We start from the raw sequence: 16,292 nt of genomic DNA, 5'->3' as shown, positions 1-16,292 counted from the left end.
TCGATTGTGAAAGGCGCACCCGTGTCGTTGCAGAACCTCAGCCGTGCCGACTTGGCCGCTCAACACGAGAGCTACCAGCGCGCTTACGCCGAACTACAGGCCAAGAAGCTGTCGCTGGACCTCACCCGCGGTAAGCCGGCGCCCGAGCAGCTCGACCTGGCCAACGGCCTGCTGGCACTGCCGGGGATCGACGACTACCGAGCCGACGACGGCACCGACACCCGCAACTACGGCGGCTTGCACGGTCTGACCGAGCTGCGGGCCGTATTCGGCGAACTCCTCGGCATCGCGGTGCCCAACCTGATCGCGGGCAACAACGCCAGCCTGGAGTTCATGCACGACGTCGTCGTCTACTCGATGCTGCACGGTGGTGTCGACTCGCCGCGTCCCTGGGGTCAGGAAGCCGCCGTCAAATTCCTGTGCCCGGTGCCCGGCTACGACCGGCACTTCGCGATCACCGAGACGCTGGGCATCGAGATGATCTCCGTCCCGCTGCGCGAGGACGGCCCGGACGTCGACCTCATCGAGGAACTCGTTGCCGCCGACCCTGCGATCAAGGGCATGTGGACGGTGCCGGTGTTCGGCAACCCGACGGGCATCACCTATTCCTGGGAGACGGTGCGCCGGCTGGTGCAGATGGCCACTGCCGCGCCCGACTTCCGGCTGTTCTGGGACAACGCCTATGCGGTGCACACCCTGACCACCGAGTTCCCCCACCAGGTCGACGTGCTGGGGCTGGCAGCCGCCGCCGGCAATCCGAACCGGCCCTACGTGTTCGCCTCCACCTCGAAGATCACCTTCGCCGGCGCCGGCGTCAGCTTCTTCGGCGGCTCGCTGGGCAACATCGCCTGGTACCTGCAGTACGCCGGCAAGAAGTCGATCGGCCCGGACAAGGTCAACCAGCTGCGCCACCTGCGGTTCTTCGGTGACGCCGACGGGGTGCGGCTGCACATGCGCCGCCACCAGGAGATCCTGGCGCCGAAGTTCGCGCTGACCGCCGAGATCCTGCAGAACCGGCTCGGCGAATCCAAGATCGCGTCGTGGACCGACCCCAAGGGTGGTTACTTCGTCAGCCTCGACGTGCTGCCCGGCACCGCGCGGCGCACCGTGGCGCTGGCCAAGGACGCCGGGATCGCCGTCACCGAGGCCGGCGCGTCCTTCCCCTACCGCAAGGACCCCGACGACAAGAACATCCGGATCGCCCCGTCGTTCCCGTCCACCGACGACCTGCGCAACGCTGTCGACGGCCTGGCCACCTGCGCGCTGCTGGCCGCGGCCGAGCACCTGCTGGGCTGACACGGCGTGGAATTCGGCGTGCCTGCGGGCGCCGCCGCCTAACATTTCCCGAAGTTGCGTCGGGAGCCCGTCGACATGCCGGTGGAGGCCGAGAAATGGCGAACAAGATCGGTGTCGTGGGCTGCGCGGTGGCGGCGATAGCCGCCTTCGGGCTCGGCCCGGTTCCCGCGGCGTACGCCCCCAGCCGGGCGGATCCGGTGATCGACCACTCGCCGGTCCACGCCGGCGATGCCGGGCCCGGTCCGGCCGAGGCGCTGCCGGCCAAGGTCAACGATGCACTCGACGTCTTCCGGGGAGCGGCCGCCGACGCCGCGCTCGGCCACCCGGTGATGTACGGCGACGGCCAGTGTTACCCGCTGATCCTGCAGTACATCCGCGCGCTCGGGTACCCCTGGCGGAATCGCGACCCCAGCGGCAACGCGTTCGATCTCTACGAACATTTCCCCACCAACGGCCTGGGCGAATTCTTCGACCAGGTGCCGTCGTCGCGACTCGACGGCGGCACGAACCTGCCGCAGGTCGGCGACATCGTCGTCTACGGACCGGGCGGGTACGTCAGCGAGCACGGGCACGCCGCGGTGGTCACCGCCGTGCGCGGAAACGGCCCGCTGTTCGGCTACGAGACGGCCGACCAGAACTCCGGCGGCCGGTTGTTCGTGACGTTGAACTGGCGTGACCTCAGCCCGATGTGGAACACCCTGGGGTATCTGCGGCCGAGGGTGTAGCGCCGGTGGCCGCCGGGCGGCGCACCGGCGTCGGCCCGAGGAAGTAACCTGCTGGCGTGGCGCTCTACCGCAAGTACCGGCCGGCAACCTTCGCCGAAGTGGTGGGGCAGGAGCACGTCACCGAACCGCTGTGCACCGCGTTGTCGGCGGGCCGGATCAACCACGCCTACCTGTTCTCCGGGCCGCGCGGCTGCGGCAAGACGTCGTCGGCGCGCATCCTGGCCCGGTCGCTGAACTGTGCGCAGGGGCCCACCCCCACCCCGTGCGGAACCTGCGATTCGTGCGTGGCGCTGGCCCCCAACGGTCCGGGCAGCATCGACGTCGTCGAACTCGACGCCGCCAGCCACGGCGGGGTCGACGACACCCGGGACCTGCGCGACCGCGCGTTCTACGCCCCCGCCCAGTCGCGGTACCGGATCTTCATCATCGATGAAGCGCACATGGTGACCCCCGCGGGCTTCAACGCGCTGCTCAAGATCGTCGAGGAGCCACCCGAGCACCTGATCTTCGTGTTCGCCACCACCGAACCGGAGAAGGTGCTGCCGACCATCCGCTCCCGCACTCATCACTATCCGTTCCGGCTGTTGGCGCCGCGGACCATGCGCGAGCTCATCGGGCGGATCTGCGAGCAGGAGAACGTTGCCGTCGACGACGCCGTCTACCCGCTGGTGATCCGGGCCGGCGGCGGCTCGCCACGCGACACCCTGTCGGTGCTCGACCAGCTGCTGGCCGGCTCGGAGAAAATGCCCGGGGACTCCAACATCAGCCACGTCCGCTACCAGCGGGCACTGGGCCTGCTGGGCGCCACCGACGTCGCCCTGATCGACGAGGCGGTCGATGCGCTGGCCGCCGGCGATGCGGCGTCGGTATTTGCGGCGGTCGAAGCCGTTGTTGATGCCGGCCACGACCCCCGCCGGTTCGCCATCGACTTGCTGGAACGATTCCGCGACCTGATCGTGCTGCAGGCCGTGCCGGACGCGGTGGCCAAAGGTGTGGTCGACGCGCCCGAAGACATCCTGGAACGCATGCAGGAGCAGGCCGCCCGGCTCGGCTCGGCGACCCTGGCCCGCTACGCCGAGGTGGTGCACGCCGGTCTCGGCGAGATGCGTGGCGCGACGGCACCGCGGCTGCTGCTGGAGGTGGTGTGCGCCCGGCTGCTGCTGCCGTCGGCCGCCGACACCGAAGCCGCGCTGCTGCAGCGGGTCGAGCGCATCGAGAGCCGGCTGGACATGTCGATTCCGGGTGCGGCGGCCGCCCAGCCGGCAGCCGGCGACGCCGCGGCCGCCGCCAGGCAGTTCACCCGTCGCTCGCAGGTCGCCGCGCCGGCTGCCCCGCGACAGCCCGCGCCGGAACCCGCGCCCCCGGCGGCGCCTGCCGCCGCGCCGGTGCCCGAGCCGAAGGTCGCTCCCGAGCCCGCTTCGCCACCCGAACCGGCACCGGCAGCACCGCCGCCCCCGGCAGCAGCAGCACCCCCGCCGCCGGCCGCGGCTGCACCGCCGCCCGCTGCGCCGGCACCCGGCTCGGCCGCGCGGGGCGAGCCCGACGTCGCTGCGGTCCGCGCGATGTGGACCACCGTGCGAGAGAAGGTGCGCCAGCGCAGCCGCACCACCGAAGTGATGCTGGCCGGTGCTACGGTGCGCGCCGTCGACGGCAACACCCTGGTGCTGAGCCACGAGTCGGCTCCGCTGGCCAAGCGGCTCTGCGAGCAACGCAACGCCGATGTCATCGTCGAGGCGCTCAAAGACGCCCTCGGAGTGAACTGGCGGGTGCGCTGCGAAGCCGGGGCGGCGCCGGCCGAACCCGCATCGACCGCCCCACCCGCGCCGGTGGCCGCGGACCTGGCACGGCGAGCCGACGAGGAGGCTATGCTCGCCGAAGCCGAGGCCGAGCGCGGTGAACCCGCCGCACCGCGCCGCGATCCCGAAGAGGCGGCCCTGGAGTTGCTGCAGAACGAATTGGGCGCCCGTCGAATCGGTGGTGAGTGACGGTCTAGGGAGTCCACCAAGGCCGCAGCGGTAGGTCGTCCTCGCCGCGCTCATCGACATTGGCGGCCAGCACGTGGTGCAGCTGACACAAGTTGCGCTCGAAGCCTAGTACCGCCGCCGCCATGTACAGGCCCCACACCTTGGCGCGGCCCAGCCCGACCTCGGCGACGGCCTCGTCCCAGTGGTCGACCAGGTTCTGGCACCAGCCGCGCAGCGTCTTGGCGTAGTGCAGCCGGAAATCCTCCTCGTGAAGCACCTCGAAACCGGCCTGCTGGATCTGGGTGACGATGCTGCCCACACCGGTGAGCTCCCCGTCGGGAAAAACGTACCGGTCGCTGAAGGCGTCGCCTTTGTAGACCGAGTTGTCCGCCGTAGTGATGCAGTGGTTGAGCAGCAGGCCACCGCTACGCAGTTTCGACTTGAGGAAACCGAAGTACGACGGGTAATTCTTCACCCCGATGTGCTCGGTCATTCCGATCGACGAGACGGCATCGAACCCGGTCTCGGGCACGTCGCGGTAGTCGCAGTGTCGGACTTCGGCGAATTCGGACAATCCCTCGTCGGCGATCGCCCGCTGCGCCCAGGCGACCTGCTCGCCCGCCAGGGTGGCGCCGACCGCGTGCACCCCGCGGCGCGCGGCGTAACGCACCATGCCGCCCCAACCGCAACCCACGTCGAGCAGCCGGTCGCCGGGCTTGAGGCGCAGCTTTTCGAAGATCAGCCGGTACTTGTTCTCCTGGGCTTCCTCCAGCGTCGCCTCGGGTTTCGGGTAGATCGCGCAGGTGTAGGTCATCGACGGACCCAAGACCCACTCGTAGAAGGTGTTGGACACGTCGTAGTGGTGGTGGATGGCATCGGCGTCCCGGGCTTTCGAGTGGCGCAGGCCGGCCGAGATGCGGCGGCGCCATTTGGCCGGGGCCTCCTCCGGGGGCGGCGCGATCGGCTTCAGGTGCTTCAAACCGATCGAGCGGACGATGTGGAGGAGATCCTGCGGTGACGGCTGTTTGAACTCCAGATCCTCCAGGGCCTTGAGCACCTCGTAGGGGTTTCCCGGGTGCACGCCGCGCAGCTCCAGGTCACCGGCGATGTAGGACCGGGCGATCCCCAGTTGTCCCAGCGAGGTGGCCAGGTAGGTGGTGGCGCGCGAGTTGAGCAGGCCCACACCCAGTGTGGCGTCATCGGGACCGGCGCTGCTGCCGTCATAGGCGGTGACCTTGACCGGCGGTTGCCCGCCGCCGGAGAGCAGCACCAGAATCTCGGCCAATCCCAGCTTGCCGTTCGTGGTGGTCTGAGTGGCTTTCGCTTGCGTTTTCAACATGGTGGTCTGCCCCCTGGCATCGTGTGCTCCCTGGCCCAGATGCGGATTACCACGCGGCCGCCACCTCAAACACGCGTAACCTGGCACCGCAATGGGCCACATGACCGAAACCACCTCCTGTGCGATCGTCGGCGGGGGTCCCGCCGGCATGGTGCTGGCGCTGCTGTTGGCTCGCGCCGGTGTCGAGGTGACGCTGCTGGAGAAGCATGCGGACTTCCTGCGCGACTTCCGCGGCGACACAGTGCATCCCACGACGTTGCGGTTACTCGACGAGCTCGGCTTGTGGGACCGCTTCGCGGCGCTGTCACACAGTGAGATCCACCAGGTCGTCCTCGACGTGGCCGGTCGGGGCGTCACGGTGGTGGACTTCGGCCGGCTGCGGGGCCAGCCGCACCCCTACATCGCGATGGTGCCGCAGTGGGATCTGCTCAACCTGCTCGCCGAATCCGCGCAGACCGAGCCGACTTTCACGCTGCGGATGCAGACCGAGGTCACCGGACTGCTGCACGAGAACGGCCGGGTCGCCGGAGTGCGCTACCAAGGCCCCGATGGTCCGGGCGAACTGCGTGCCGGGCTGACGGTGGCCTGCGACGGGAGGTGGTCGATCGCACGGCATGAGGCCGGCCTGCGGTCCCGGGAGTTTCCGGTGAACTTCGACGTGTGGTGGTTTCGCCTGCCCAACGACGGGGATGCGAAGCCGACCCTGCTGCCGCGGCTCGGCCCGGGCCGCGCCGCGATCATGATCCCGCGCGAGGGCTACTTCCAGGTCGCCTATCTCGGGCTCAAGGGCGGCGATGCGGTGCTGCGGGAGCGCGGCATCGAGGCGTTCCAGCGCGAGGTGGTCGACCTCATTCCAGAGGCTGCCGATGCGGTGGGCGCCCTGCGCAGCCTGGATGACGTCAAACACCTGGACGTACGGGTGAACCGGCTGCGGCGGTGGAGCGTCGACGGCTTGCTGTGCATCGGCGACGCCGCCCACGCCATGTCCCCGGTAGGAGGGGTCGGCATCAATCTGGCCGTGCAGGACGCGGTCGCCGCAGCGACCATTCTGGCCGAGCCGCTGCGGCGCGGCCAGGTGACCGGGCGTGATCTGGCGGCGGTGCAACGGCGCCGGGTGTTTCCCACCGTCGTCACCCAGTCGGTTCAGCGGGTGCTGCACCGCGCCCTCACGCCGATCCTGCGAGGTAAGAACCTCAGCCCGCCGGCGGCGTTCGGCACCGTGATCGCCAGACTGCCCTGGCTCGCCGCAATCCCGGCGTATCTGGTGGGCGTCGGGGTGCGCCCGGAACGCGCGCCGTCGTTCGCCCGGCGTTAGCCGATGGCGGTGACCCGCCGGCTAGGGCTGCCACCACTGCCGTAACGGCAGGCCGTCGTCGCCGCCGCGGTCATCGAGCCTGGCCGCCAACACGTGATGCAGCTGAATCGCGTTGTGCTCGAAGCCCAGTCGCGAACCGGCCATGTACAGGCCCCATACTTTCGCGGTGGCCAGCCCGACCTCGGCGACGGCCTCGTCCCAATGCGCCACCAGATTGGCGCACCAATCCCGCAGCGTCAGCTCGTAATGGTGCCGGATGTTCTCGGCGTGGACCACCTCCAGGCCGGCGTCCTGGATCTCGCTGATGATCCGCCCCGACCCGGCCAGTTCGCCGTCCGGGAACACGTAGCGGTCGATGAAGTCGCCGGCGGTCGCACTGGATTTATTGTCCGCTCGGGTGATGCAGTGGTTGAGCAGCAGGCCGCCGCGGCGCAGCTTGGACTTGAGGAATCCGAAGTACGCGGGGTAGTTCGCGACGCCGATGTGCTCGGTCATGCCGATGGAGGAGACCGCATCGAATTCGGTCTCGCGCACATCGCGGTAGTCGCAATGGCGGACCTCGGCGAGACCGGCTAACCCCTCGGAGGCGATCGCGCGCTGCGCCCACCGGGCCTGCTCGGCCGAGAGCGTCGCACCGATGGCGCGCACGCCGTGCCGCGCGGCGTAGCGGACCATGCCGCCCCAGCCGCAGCCCACGTCCAGCAGCAGGTCGCCGCGACGCAACCGCAACTTGTCGAAGATCAACCGGTACTTGTTCTCCTGGGCCTCCTCGAGCGTCGCGTCGGCGTTCGGGTAGATCGCGCAGGTGTAGGTCATCGACGGCCCCAGCACGGCTTCGTAGAAGGCGTTGGACACGTCGTAGTGGTGTTGAATCGCGCTGGCGTCTCGATGCTTGCTGTGTCGCAGACCGTCGGCGACGCGCAGCCAGCGGGGGCGGGCCTCCTGCGGCGGCGGCGCGATCGGCACCAGGTGCTCGAACCCGATGGAGCGCACGATGTTGGCCAGCACCCGCGGCGACGGGCGCTTGAAGTGCAGCTCGTCGGCGAGCGCCTTGAGCAGCCGGTACGGGTCGCCGGGATGCACGCCGTGCGCCGCCAGGTCTCCGGCGACGTAGGCGCGGGCCATCCCCAGGTCGCCCGGCGCGGTGGCCAGATAGGTGGTACCGCGCGGGGTGAGCAGTTCCAGGCCCAGCGGGGCGTTCTCGGGTCCGCTGCTGCTGCCGTCGTAGGCGGTGAACCGCAGCGGCAGATGACCGTCGGTGGCCAGCGTCTCCAGGACCTCCGCCAGGGTCAGCCTGCCGGTGTGCGTCTGCTCCTTATAGGTGGTCATCGTCGTCGCACCGCCTTGTCGTAGAGGTCCAGCAGTCGGGAGTCGGGGTCGTAGGTCCGCTTGACCTGGCGGTAGGTTTCCCCGCCGTAGAGCTCATCGAACTCCGCGGGGGTGTAGTAGGAGTCGGAGTACAGCGACTTGTGGCCGTCGAGTGCGCTCACCTTTGCCTCGATCAGCCGATTGGTGGCGCCCTCGGTGGCGCCCGCCGGGACCGAGGACCAGAAACCGACGTTGACGTAGGTGCGGTTGGGCCGCATCGGGTACAGCGGCCAGTTCTCGTCGGTGCGCAGTCGCAGCGGGCACAGCCACACCGGCTCGATCGGCACGTGCTCGAAGAACCAGTCCAAGAACTCCCGGCAACGCCCCAACGGCACCTCGATGTCCTGCACCACCCGCTCGCGCGGGGGGGCGGTCTTCGGGCGGAGGACACTGCGTTTCTCGATCCGGTCGGCGATGGCGAACCGCCGGTCGTAGCCGATCAGCTTCGAGTAGAAACTGCTGCGCCGATAGCGCCGCGGCCAGGCGCGCCGCACCAGTGGGTGCTGCGCCCCGAACGCCCGCGAGCACCAGAACCAGTCGGTATCCCAGCGCCACAGGTAGTCGTGGATGGTCAGCCGGTCGTCTTTGATCCCGTGCCCGTGCTGGATCGAGCGGTAGTAGACCCGCTGGCCGGTGTAGTCACTGACAGCGCCCGGGGTGTCGGTCTCGATCCCCAGGCACAGGTAGCTCTCGGTGGGGGAGAACACCACACCGTCTAGGTAGTCCACCGCAACACCGTCGAACCCGCCGGTGTCGATGATCCGGTCCATCGTCGCGATCAGGTCGTCCAGCGCATCGAACCGGATGTGCCGTAGCGCCACGAACGGTTTGACCGCCTCCAGCTCGATCCGCAGTCGCGTCGAATAGCCCAGCGTGCCATACGAATTGGGAAACGCCCGGAACAGGTCCGCATGCCGGTCGCGGGAAACGGTCAGCAGCTCGCCGGCACCGGTGAGAACATCCATCTCCAGCACCGACTCATGCGGCAGGCCGTTGCGGAACGACGCCGACTCGATGCCCAGACCGGACACCGCCCCGCCGACTGTGATCGTCTTCAACTGCGGAACCACCAGCGGTGCGAACCCGTACGGCAGGGTCGCGGCGACCAGATCCTCGTAGGTGCACATACCGCCGACGTCGGCGGTGCGGTTCGCCACGTCGAGGCCGATGACGTTCACCAGGCCCGAGGTGTCCAGGCCCGGGGCATCGCGTTTGGCGCGCGCCCGGAACAGATTCGAGGTGGGTTTCGCCAGCCGGACCGATGCGCTCGCGGGAATCACCCGGTAGCTGTCCAGCAGCCGTTGCACCCCCCGCGTGTGGGATGTCGGTGCGTCGGCCGGCCGGACGGACATCACCTCCCACGCTAGCGGCCGATCGTCGGCCGCGCACTCGACGCGGCCGGGCTCACTGGGATTGTTGCGGCATGTTCTGCGTGCTCAGGTAGCCGGCAATGCCACGGGCCACGGCGTCGGCGTAGCGTTGCCGTCCCCCCGGACTCTCCATCAGAGCGGCGTCCGCGGGGTTCTTCATATTGCCCAGCTCGACCAGGATCGACGGATACTCGGCCAGGTTCAGCCCGGCCAGGTCGGCGCGTCCCTTCAGCCCGTCGGTGCCGATGTAGTTGGCCGGCGGAATGCCCGCGGCCTGCAGCTGGCTGCGCATCGCCTGCGCCAACCGCACCGCCGGGCCCTCCTGGGCCGGGTTGAGTGGCGGCGCGGAGTAGTTGACGTGGAATCCGCGGCCGGTGGCCGGTCCGCCGTCGGCGTGAATGGACACGATCGCGTTGGGGTGCAGCGAGTTGGCCATCGCGGCGCGCTGGTCGACGCACGGTCCCGGCCCGTTGTCGTCGCCGCGGGACATCGCGGTGCGCACCCCCGCGGAGTTGAGGGCCTGCCGAATCCGCAGCGTGGTGTCCCAGGCGAAGCTGTGCTCGGGATAGCCGGAGTTGGTGGTGGTGCCGCTGGTCTGGCAGTTCTTGGTGCCGCCCCGGCCATTGGTCACCTGGCGGCCGATGGCCGCGGGATCGGCGGTGCCGCTGTGTCCGGGGTCGAGGAACACGATCATGCCGGCGATGTTGCCGGGAGCCGCCCAAGCCGACGGGGCGCTCGGGACCGCGGCGGCCGCCACCAGGCCGGTGATGATCGCGATGCCGACACGCGAAAGAACAGGTACGCGCACGCCGCCAACGTAGGCTCGCGCCGACTACGCTGGAGTTTCAACACGCGCCGGTTCTTGGAGCTGAAACCAAGCCGCAACCAAGTCGAGACCACGCACAACAACGCAAGGGGAGTGTCATGCAACCAGGAGGCCCGCCCGACATGTCGGCGTTGCTGGCCCAGGCCCAGCAGATGCAGCAGCGACTGTTGGCCGCGCAGCAGGAGCTGGCCGCCACCGAGGTGCAAGGCGAGGCCGGCGGCGGCCTGGTCAAGGTCACCTCCAATGGCAGCGGCGAGGTGCTGGCCGTGCAGATCGACCCGAAGGTCGTCGACCCGGCCGATATCGACACGCTGCAGGACCTGATCGTCGGCGCGCTCGCGGATGCGTCGAAGAAGGCGCACACCCTGGCCCAGGAGCGGCTCTCCCCGCTGGCCGGTGGCATGGGCAACGCGCTCGGCATGCCGGGGGCCTAGGTGTTTGAAGGTCCGGTCCAGGACCTCATCGATGAGCTGGGCAAGCTGCCGGGTATCGGCCCCAAGAGTGCCCAGCGGATCGCGTTTCACCTGTTGTCGGTGGAGCCGTCCGAGATCGATCGGCTCACCGCGGTGCTCACCAAGGTCCGCGAGGGGGTCCGGTTCTGCGAGGTGTGCGGCAACGTCTCCGACGCGCAGCGCTGCCGGATCTGCGGGGACTCGCGCCGTGACTTCGCCCAGATCTGTGTGGTCGAGGAACCCAAGGACGTCGCCGCCATCGAGCGCACCCGGGAGTTCCGCGGCCGCTACCACGTGCTCGGCGGAGCCTTGGATCCGCTCTCCGGGATCGGCCCGGAGCAACTGCGGGTGCGTGAGCTGCTGAACCGGGTCGGGGAGCGGGTCGACGGCGTCGACGTCAGGGAGGTCATCATCGCCACCGACCCCAACACCGAGGGCGAGGCGACCGCCACCTACCTGGTGCGGATGCTGCGCGATATCCCCGGGCTCTCCGTGACGCGCCTGGCGTCCGGGCTGCCGATGGGCGGCGACCTGGAGTTCGCCGACGAGCTGACACTGGGCCGGGCCTTCACCGGCCGCCGTGCTATGGCCTGATCCGCGTCCGCGAAACCGACGTTTCGCAGGTCCCTTCTCGCACTTTCCCTGCAAAACGTCGGGCTCGGCGAGGTGTCGGTGGGGACTGGCACCATCTCGCCATGGACGGGGTCTTCGTAGGCAGTGAGGCGATCGCTGCCGGCCAGCTGACCCGCCACGAGCTGCAGCGGTGGTATCGCCCGCTCTACCGCGGGGTCTACCTGCCCAAGGGGGCGACCACTACCCTGCGTGATCGCGCGATGGCTGCCTGGCTCGCCTCTGGGCGCAAAGGGGTGATCGCCGGGGTCGCCGCCTCGGGCCTGCACTGGGCCGAGTGGGTCGACGCGGATGTGGATATCGAGCTTGTCGCGAAGAACACCCGCGCGCAACCAGGCATCATCGCCCGCGACGAAACCCTCTCCGACGACGAGATCACCACGGTCGCCGGCATTCCGGTCACTACAACCGCCCGCACCGCCTACGACCTGGGCCGCCACCTGCCGCGCGACGAAGCGGTGGCCAGGATGGACGCCCTGGCCCGGGCCACCCCGTTCCATGCCGAGGACGTGATTCTGCTGGCCAAACGTCACCGCGGCGCCCGCGGTTTGCGACGGCTGCGGGTGGCCCTTCCGCTGGTGGACCCCGGCGCCGCCTCACCCCGGGAGTCCCGGCTGCGGCTAAGGCTCATCGACGCCGACCTGCCCACCCCGACGACCCAGATCCCGGTGATCGAGCGGGGGTATCGGCCGTTCGCCTGGCTGGACATGGGCTGGAGGGAGTACAAGGTGTCCGCCGAATACGACGGCGAACACCACCAGAGCCAGCGCCCGCAGTACGTCAGGGACCACAAGCGTCAGCGCAGGCTGGAAGCCTTGGGCTGGATCAACATCCGGGTGATCAACGAGGACGACGCCACCGAGACCGTCCACCGTGTCGCCGACGCCCTGCGCTCCCGTGGCTGGCGACCGCAAGCGGCCTAAGCCGGCTGCAGCACCTCGGTGATCGCTGCCCCGGCGGCGATCTTCCCGCGAGCGGTCCGCACCACCTCCGGGATGCCCGCCCCGACCACGCCGACGAGCACTCCGTCACGCTCGTAATAGGCGACGAACCGTCGGCCGTCATCCTCGGTCAGGTGCACCGTGTCGCCGGTCCGCGGGTGGCCCAGGCACTGGATCTTGACGTCGTACTGGTCGCTCCAGAAGTAGGGCACTCCCGCTCGGGGCACCGCCGAACCCAGCATCGCCGACACCATGGTCTTCGCCTGCTCGGCGACGTTGCTCCAATGCTCGACGCGCGCCTGCGCTCCCGACAAGTCCCGCCACGATGCCACGTCGCCGATCGCCCACACATCCGGGGCGCTGGTACGGCCGGCCTCGTCGCAGCCGATGCCGTCGGCCACCGCGATTTCGCTGCCGGTCAGCCAATCGCAGGCGGGCCGTGATCCGACCCCGACGACCACCAGATCGGCCGGGATCACCGAACCGTCGGACAGCGTCACCGACTCCACGCCCTCGGACCCGGAGACCGAGTCCACCTTCACACCGGTGCGCACGTCGACGCCCTCGTCGCGGTGCAGCCGGGTGATCAACGCGCCCACCTGCTCGCCCAGCACGGCGGCCAGCGGGGTGGGCTGCGGCTCCACCAGCACCACCTGCACACCGGCGCCGCGCAGGCTGGCCGAGACCTCGCAGCCGATGAAGCCCGCCCCGATCACCACGGCGCGGCGCGCACTGGCCGCCCGCCGGCGCAGCGCCCGAGCGTCATCGAGCGATCGCAGTACGAAGACGCCGTCCAGGTCGCCGACCCCGATGCGGTTGGGCACCAGGCCGGTGGCGATCACCAGCTGGTGGTAGCCCAGCACATCTCCGTCGGCCAGTGTCACGGTGTGGGCCGCCACGTCGACGGTGCGGGCCGCGCAGCCCAGCCGCAACCCGATGCGGTGCTGTTCGTAGAAACTCGCCGGTTTGAGGGCCACATCGTCGACCTCGCCGCGCAGCAGCTGCTTGGATAACGGCGGGCGGTCGTACGGCAGGTGGGTCTCGGCGCCGACGATGGTGATCGGCTCGGTGTAGTCGTTGCGGCGGAGTTGTTCGGCGGTGCGGACCGCGGCCAGCCCGCCACCGATGATGAGCACCCCGGTCACGGCCGCGCCACCTCCACCATCTCGAAGTCGGCCTTCGCCGCGCCGCAGTCCGGGCAGCTCCAGTCCTCGGGGATGTCGGCCCAGCGGGTGCCGGGGTCGATGCCGTCCTCCGGCCAGCCCAGCGCTTCGTCGTACTCGAAGCCGCACTGCAGGCACCGGAATAGTTTGTAGTCGTTCATGAGTTCACTCCCATCGGTTCGAAATCGAGCTTTTCGCGGACCGCACAGTCCGGGCAGGTCCAGTCGTCGGGGATCTGCGCCCACGCCGTCCCGGCCGGGAAGCCTTCGCGCGGCGCGCCGACACCTTCGTCGTAGACGTAGCCGCAGCCCGGGCAGCCGTAGCCGGCCATCAGGCGTTCACCGCCGCTGCCCCGTAGCGGGCCAGGATCTTCTCCCGGCGGCGCGGCGAGATGTTGGCCCGGGTGATGTCGCCGGCGTAGTGCGCCAGCACCCGGTGGTCCATCAGCTTGCGCCACACCGGCGGGAAGTAGGTCACCCCGATGAGCGCCCCGTAGCCGGCCGGCAGGTTCGGCGAGTCGTCGAAGCTGCGCAGCGTCTGGTAGCGCCGGGTCGGGTTGGCGTGGTGATCGCTGTGGCGCTGCAGGTGGTACAGGAACAGGTTGGTGACCATGTGGTCGGAGTTCCAGCTGTGCTGCGGGGTGCAGCGCTCGTAGCGGCCGCTGGGCTGCTTCTGGCGCACCAGCCCGTAGTGCTCCAGGTAGTTCACCGACTCCAGCAGCGACGAGCCGTAGAAGGCGTTGATCAGCACGTACGGGATCAGTGCGACACCGAACACCGCGATCATCACGCCCCAGAACAGCAGCGACATCGCCAGCGCATTGATCACGTCGTTGCCCGGCCAGGTCCGCGGGTTCCAGGGGTTCTTGCCGGTCCGGCGGACCCGCGCCGCCTCCAGCTCCCACGCCGAGCGGATGCCGCCCCAGGTGCTGCGCGGCAGGAACTCCCAAAACGTCTCGCCGAAGCGGGCTGACGCCGGGTCTTCGGGGGTGGCGACCCGCACGTGGTGGCCGCGGTTGTGCTCGACGTAGAAGTGCCCGTAGCAGACCTGCGCCAGGGTGATCTTGGCCAGCCAACGCTCCAGCGACTCCCGCTTGTGACCCAGTTCGTGGGCGGTGTTGATGCCCACCCCGGCTACCGTCGCCGCCGACATCGCCACACCGATCTTGCCCAGCCAGCCCAGCGACCCGTCGAAGCCGAGCCAGCCCAGGTCCGACGCGGTGAACAGGTAGGCGCCCAGGACGGCGCTAGCGTACTGGAACGGGATGTAGGCGTAGGTCGCATACCGGTAGTACTTGTCGTTCTCCAGCGCGGCCATCACCTCATCGGGCGGATTCTGCCCGTCGGCCCCGACGGCCAGGTCCAGCACCGGCAGGATCACATAGAGCAGGATCGGCCCGATGTAGAACGGCAGCTGCGACGCGGTCTGCCAGCCGGCTTGGTTCATCGCCCACACCAGCGGCAGCATCAGGAACATCATGGTGGGCACGAACAGGCCCAGCAGCCACAGGTGCCGCTTCTTGTCGTGCCAGATCTTTGGCTTGTCACTCAGTTCGGTATTCATGTCGCCGACGTTAGGTAGCCGCGCCGCCTCGTCGCTCGTCCCGCGAAACCGGAATTCGGCGGGTTATTCGTCTCCAGGAGACAACGGGGACAACACGGCGGCGCCGTACCACTGACAGAGCAGCAGCGCGATCTCGACGTCGAGCCGGTCCTCGGCGATCGGGCGGCCCCGACGTTCGATCGCACGCTGGACGCGGTACTTCATCGTGTTGACGTGGAAGTGCAGCTGCTCGCCGGCCGCCTTGAAGCTGGAACCGGCCCGCAGGAACACCCGCAGCGTGTCGCGGAGTCGCTCGTCGCCGTCGGTGGCACGGGCCAGCGGGCCGAGCACCTCACCGACCCAGGCCCGTGCGGCGGCCACGTTGTCGCCGCCGAGCAGTGCCGCCGCCGACAGCCCCGGATCGGCTGCCGCGCTGACCCGGGTGACACCGGAGGCCACCGCCAGGGTGTGGACGGCCAGCGCCTGCTGGTGAGACCGGCGGAAACCCTCGACGCCGGGCAGCGGATCACCGATCGCCACCCAGGGCTCGCCGGACGCGGTCTGCGCGCAGCCGCGGATCTGTTCCACCGCGTCGTGCCCGGCGTTCGACGCCAACGGAATCCAGGCCCAGCCGGTGGTGCTATCGGCCGGGATGAACAGCGGTGCGCCTTGTCCGGCAACAGATTCGGCGAGTTGCTTGATGAAACCCTCGGCGGCTGCGAGCTTGTCGCCGGCTGACTCCGGGTACCAGACGATCAGCGCGACATGGGTTCGCCGCAGCGGATAGCGGATCGCGGTGGTCATGGCATCGACGTCCAGGCCCTCGTCGGCGAGGATCTCACGGACCCGCAACGCGCGCACCGCGTTTCGGCTCTCCAGCCAGCGTTCGCGTTCGGCCTGGTAGACGGCGGACACCTGTTGCGACATCTCGTCGATGTAGCCGAACATCAGCGTCGACATCTCCGAGAGCACGTCTAGACGAAGGTCGGGATCCAGCTCGGCGGAACGGATCTCCTCCAGCACCACCCGCAACGCCATCGAGTGGCCCAACCGGTAGCCCCGCACCAACGCGTTCATCGGGACCCCGCGTTGCGCTAGCCGCCGTGCGTGCTCGAGCGCGACCGCCGGCGCAGCGATTTCGGCCACCGGGATGTTGTGGCGGATCGCCGAGAAGTACGTGTCGACGTTGGCCGCCACGGTTTCGTGCAACAGCTGCAGCAGCGACGAATCCGTGATCAGGTCCGGCGACTCCTTGGCGATCAGATCCTCGATCACCTGGGTGGTTTCGGTCAGGTGATCGTAGAGCCGCTGTGAGATTCCGATCGCGGCCTCGGCGACGGTGCTCGGATCGGTCATGGTCG

Annotated in this window: 16 protein-coding genes; 7 read left to right on the top strand and 9 right to left on the bottom strand. The window is 69.2% G+C overall.

Features of this window, described 5'->3' with window-relative positions:
• The first annotated feature begins 21 nt into the window (after positions 1 to 21).
• From BST10_RS15685 to BST10_RS15675, 3 genes are all read left to right on the top strand, one after another.
• A complete protein-coding gene (locus BST10_RS15685) occupies positions 22 to 1,296 on the top strand; it encodes an aspartate aminotransferase type Ic (RefSeq protein ID WP_083038868.1) in 1,275 nt (424 codons plus the stop codon).
• A 95-nt stretch (positions 1,297 to 1,391) separates the two neighbouring features.
• The gene (locus tag BST10_RS15680; RefSeq protein ID WP_083038866.1) at positions 1,392 to 2,021 is read left to right on the top strand and encodes a CHAP domain-containing protein; all 630 of its coding nucleotides are present in this window, start codon (positions 1,392 to 1,394) and stop codon (positions 2,019 to 2,021) included.
• Between the two features lie 56 nt (positions 2,022 to 2,077).
• Positions 2,078 to 4,006 carry a DNA polymerase III subunits gamma/tau gene (locus BST10_RS15675; protein ID WP_083038864.1) on the top strand — a complete coding sequence of 643 codons (1,929 nt, stop codon included), beginning with the start codon at positions 2,078 to 2,080 and terminating at the stop codon, positions 4,004 to 4,006.
• A gap of 4 nt (positions 4,007 to 4,010) precedes the next feature.
• Here BST10_RS15675 and BST10_RS15670 read toward each other — a convergent pair whose 3' ends face one another.
• Positions 4,011 to 5,324: a class I SAM-dependent methyltransferase gene (locus BST10_RS15670; RefSeq protein ID WP_083038862.1), complete on the bottom strand. Its 1,314-nt coding sequence runs from the start codon at positions 5,322 to 5,324 to the stop codon at positions 4,011 to 4,013.
• A gap of 100 nt (positions 5,325 to 5,424) precedes the next feature.
• Between BST10_RS15670 and BST10_RS15665 the strand changes: the two genes are divergently transcribed.
• The gene (locus BST10_RS15665; RefSeq protein WP_083038941.1) at positions 5,425 to 6,639 is read left to right on the top strand and encodes an FAD-dependent oxidoreductase; all 1,215 of its coding nucleotides are present in this window, start codon (positions 5,425 to 5,427) and stop codon (positions 6,637 to 6,639) included.
• Between the two features lie 21 nt (positions 6,640 to 6,660).
• On the opposite strand, the gene BST10_RS15660 is transcribed toward BST10_RS15665, so the two are convergent.
• Genes BST10_RS15660 through BST10_RS15650 form a run of 3 tightly spaced genes read right to left on the bottom strand, consistent with a single transcriptional unit; the run spans position 6,661 to position 10,185 of the window.
• Positions 6,661 to 7,968 (bottom strand): class I SAM-dependent methyltransferase, encoded by a 1,308-nt coding sequence (locus BST10_RS15660; protein ID WP_083038860.1) that lies wholly within the window; start codon positions 7,966 to 7,968, stop codon positions 6,661 to 6,663.
• A complete protein-coding gene (locus BST10_RS15655) occupies positions 7,965 to 9,359 on the bottom strand; it encodes an FAD-binding oxidoreductase (RefSeq protein ID WP_083038858.1) in 1,395 nt (464 codons plus the stop codon). Before BST10_RS15655 ends, BST10_RS15660 begins: the two co-directional genes overlap by 4 nt.
• A gap of 52 nt (positions 9,360 to 9,411) precedes the next feature.
• Entirely contained in the window at positions 9,412 to 10,185 is a 774-nt protein-coding gene (locus tag BST10_RS15650) for an Rv3717 family N-acetylmuramoyl-L-alanine amidase (protein WP_163762380.1), read from the bottom strand.
• Between the two features lie 116 nt (positions 10,186 to 10,301).
• Here BST10_RS15650 and BST10_RS15645 point away from each other — a divergent pair, with 116 nt between their 5' ends.
• From BST10_RS15645 to BST10_RS15635, 3 genes are all read left to right on the top strand, one after another.
• On the top strand, positions 10,302 to 10,637 hold the full coding sequence (locus tag BST10_RS15645) for a YbaB/EbfC family nucleoid-associated protein (protein WP_041319060.1): 336 nt from the start codon (positions 10,302 to 10,304) through the stop codon (positions 10,635 to 10,637).
• Complete coding sequence (gene recR, locus BST10_RS15640; RefSeq protein WP_083038856.1) at positions 10,638 to 11,249, top strand: recombination mediator RecR; 612 nt, start codon at positions 10,638 to 10,640, stop codon at positions 11,247 to 11,249. It begins immediately after the preceding gene.
• A 101-nt stretch (positions 11,250 to 11,350) separates the two neighbouring features.
• Positions 11,351 to 12,208, top strand: coding sequence for an endonuclease domain-containing protein (locus tag BST10_RS15635; protein WP_083038854.1), 858 nt, complete (start codon positions 11,351 to 11,353; stop codon positions 12,206 to 12,208).
• On the opposite strand, the gene BST10_RS15630 is transcribed toward BST10_RS15635, so the two are convergent.
• The 5 genes from BST10_RS15630 to BST10_RS15610 all read right to left on the bottom strand — a co-directional run bounded on the left by BST10_RS15630 (position 12,205) and on the right by BST10_RS15610 (position 16,287).
• Positions 12,205 to 13,371 (bottom strand): NAD(P)/FAD-dependent oxidoreductase, encoded by a 1,167-nt coding sequence (locus tag BST10_RS15630; RefSeq protein ID WP_109559541.1) that lies wholly within the window; start codon positions 13,369 to 13,371, stop codon positions 12,205 to 12,207. The two genes, BST10_RS15635 and BST10_RS15630, sit on opposite strands and share 4 nt — an antisense overlap.
• Positions 13,368 to 13,550, bottom strand: a complete 183-nt coding sequence (locus BST10_RS15625; protein ID WP_083038852.1) for a rubredoxin — start codon at positions 13,548 to 13,550, stop codon at positions 13,368 to 13,370. Before BST10_RS15625 ends, BST10_RS15630 begins: the two co-directional genes overlap by 4 nt.
• A complete protein-coding gene (locus tag BST10_RS15620; RefSeq protein WP_013830920.1) occupies positions 13,547 to 13,720 on the bottom strand; it encodes a rubredoxin in 174 nt (57 codons plus the stop codon). The genes BST10_RS15625 and BST10_RS15620 overlap by 4 nt, the downstream gene beginning before the upstream one ends.
• Positions 13,720 to 14,952 (bottom strand): alkane 1-monooxygenase, encoded by a 1,233-nt coding sequence (locus BST10_RS15615; protein WP_083038850.1) that lies wholly within the window; start codon positions 14,950 to 14,952, stop codon positions 13,720 to 13,722. Before BST10_RS15615 ends, BST10_RS15620 begins: the two co-directional genes overlap by 1 nt.
• Positions 14,953 to 15,015: 63 nt before the next feature.
• Positions 15,016 to 16,287: a PucR family transcriptional regulator gene (locus BST10_RS15610; RefSeq protein WP_083038848.1), complete on the bottom strand. Its 1,272-nt coding sequence runs from the start codon at positions 16,285 to 16,287 to the stop codon at positions 15,016 to 15,018.
• Positions 16,288 to 16,292 lie beyond the last annotated feature (5 nt).

The sequence above is a fragment of the Mycolicibacter algericus DSM 45454 genome, assembly GCF_002086455.1.
Taxonomy (GTDB): Bacteria; Actinomycetota; Actinomycetes; order Mycobacteriales; family Mycobacteriaceae; genus Mycobacterium; species Mycobacterium algericum.
Note: the sequence above shows the minus strand (reverse complement) of the source record. Positions and strands in the feature narration are given on the sequence as shown.

Coding starts and splice junctions, on each gene's coding strand:
- BST10_RS15625 (WP_083038852.1), bottom strand. CDS start 13,550: ATGAACGACTACAAACTATTCCGGTGCCTGCAGTGCGGCTTCGAGTAC.
- BST10_RS15655 (WP_083038858.1), bottom strand. CDS start 9,359: ATGTCCGTCCGGCCGGCCGACGCACCGACATCCCACACGCGGGGGGTG.
- BST10_RS15670 (WP_083038862.1), bottom strand. CDS start 5,324: ATGTTGAAAACGCAAGCGAAAGCCACTCAGACCACCACGAACGGCAAG.
- BST10_RS15635 (WP_083038854.1), top strand. CDS start 11,351: ATGGACGGGGTCTTCGTAGGCAGTGAGGCGATCGCTGCCGGCCAGCTG.
- BST10_RS15665 (WP_083038941.1), top strand. CDS start 5,425: ATGACCGAAACCACCTCCTGTGCGATCGTCGGCGGGGGTCCCGCCGGC.
- BST10_RS15680 (WP_083038866.1), top strand. CDS start 1,392: ATGGCGAACAAGATCGGTGTCGTGGGCTGCGCGGTGGCGGCGATAGCC.
- BST10_RS15620 (WP_013830920.1), bottom strand. CDS start 13,720: ATGGCCGGCTACGGCTGCCCGGGCTGCGGCTACGTCTACGACGAAGGT.
- BST10_RS15660 (WP_083038860.1), bottom strand. CDS start 7,968: ATGACCACCTATAAGGAGCAGACGCACACCGGCAGGCTGACCCTGGCG.
- BST10_RS15610 (WP_083038848.1), bottom strand. CDS start 16,287: ATGACCGATCCGAGCACCGTCGCCGAGGCCGCGATCGGAATCTCACAG.
- BST10_RS15645 (WP_041319060.1), top strand. CDS start 10,302: ATGCAACCAGGAGGCCCGCCCGACATGTCGGCGTTGCTGGCCCAGGCC.
- BST10_RS15615 (WP_083038850.1), bottom strand. CDS start 14,952: ATGAATACCGAACTGAGTGACAAGCCAAAGATCTGGCACGACAAGAAG.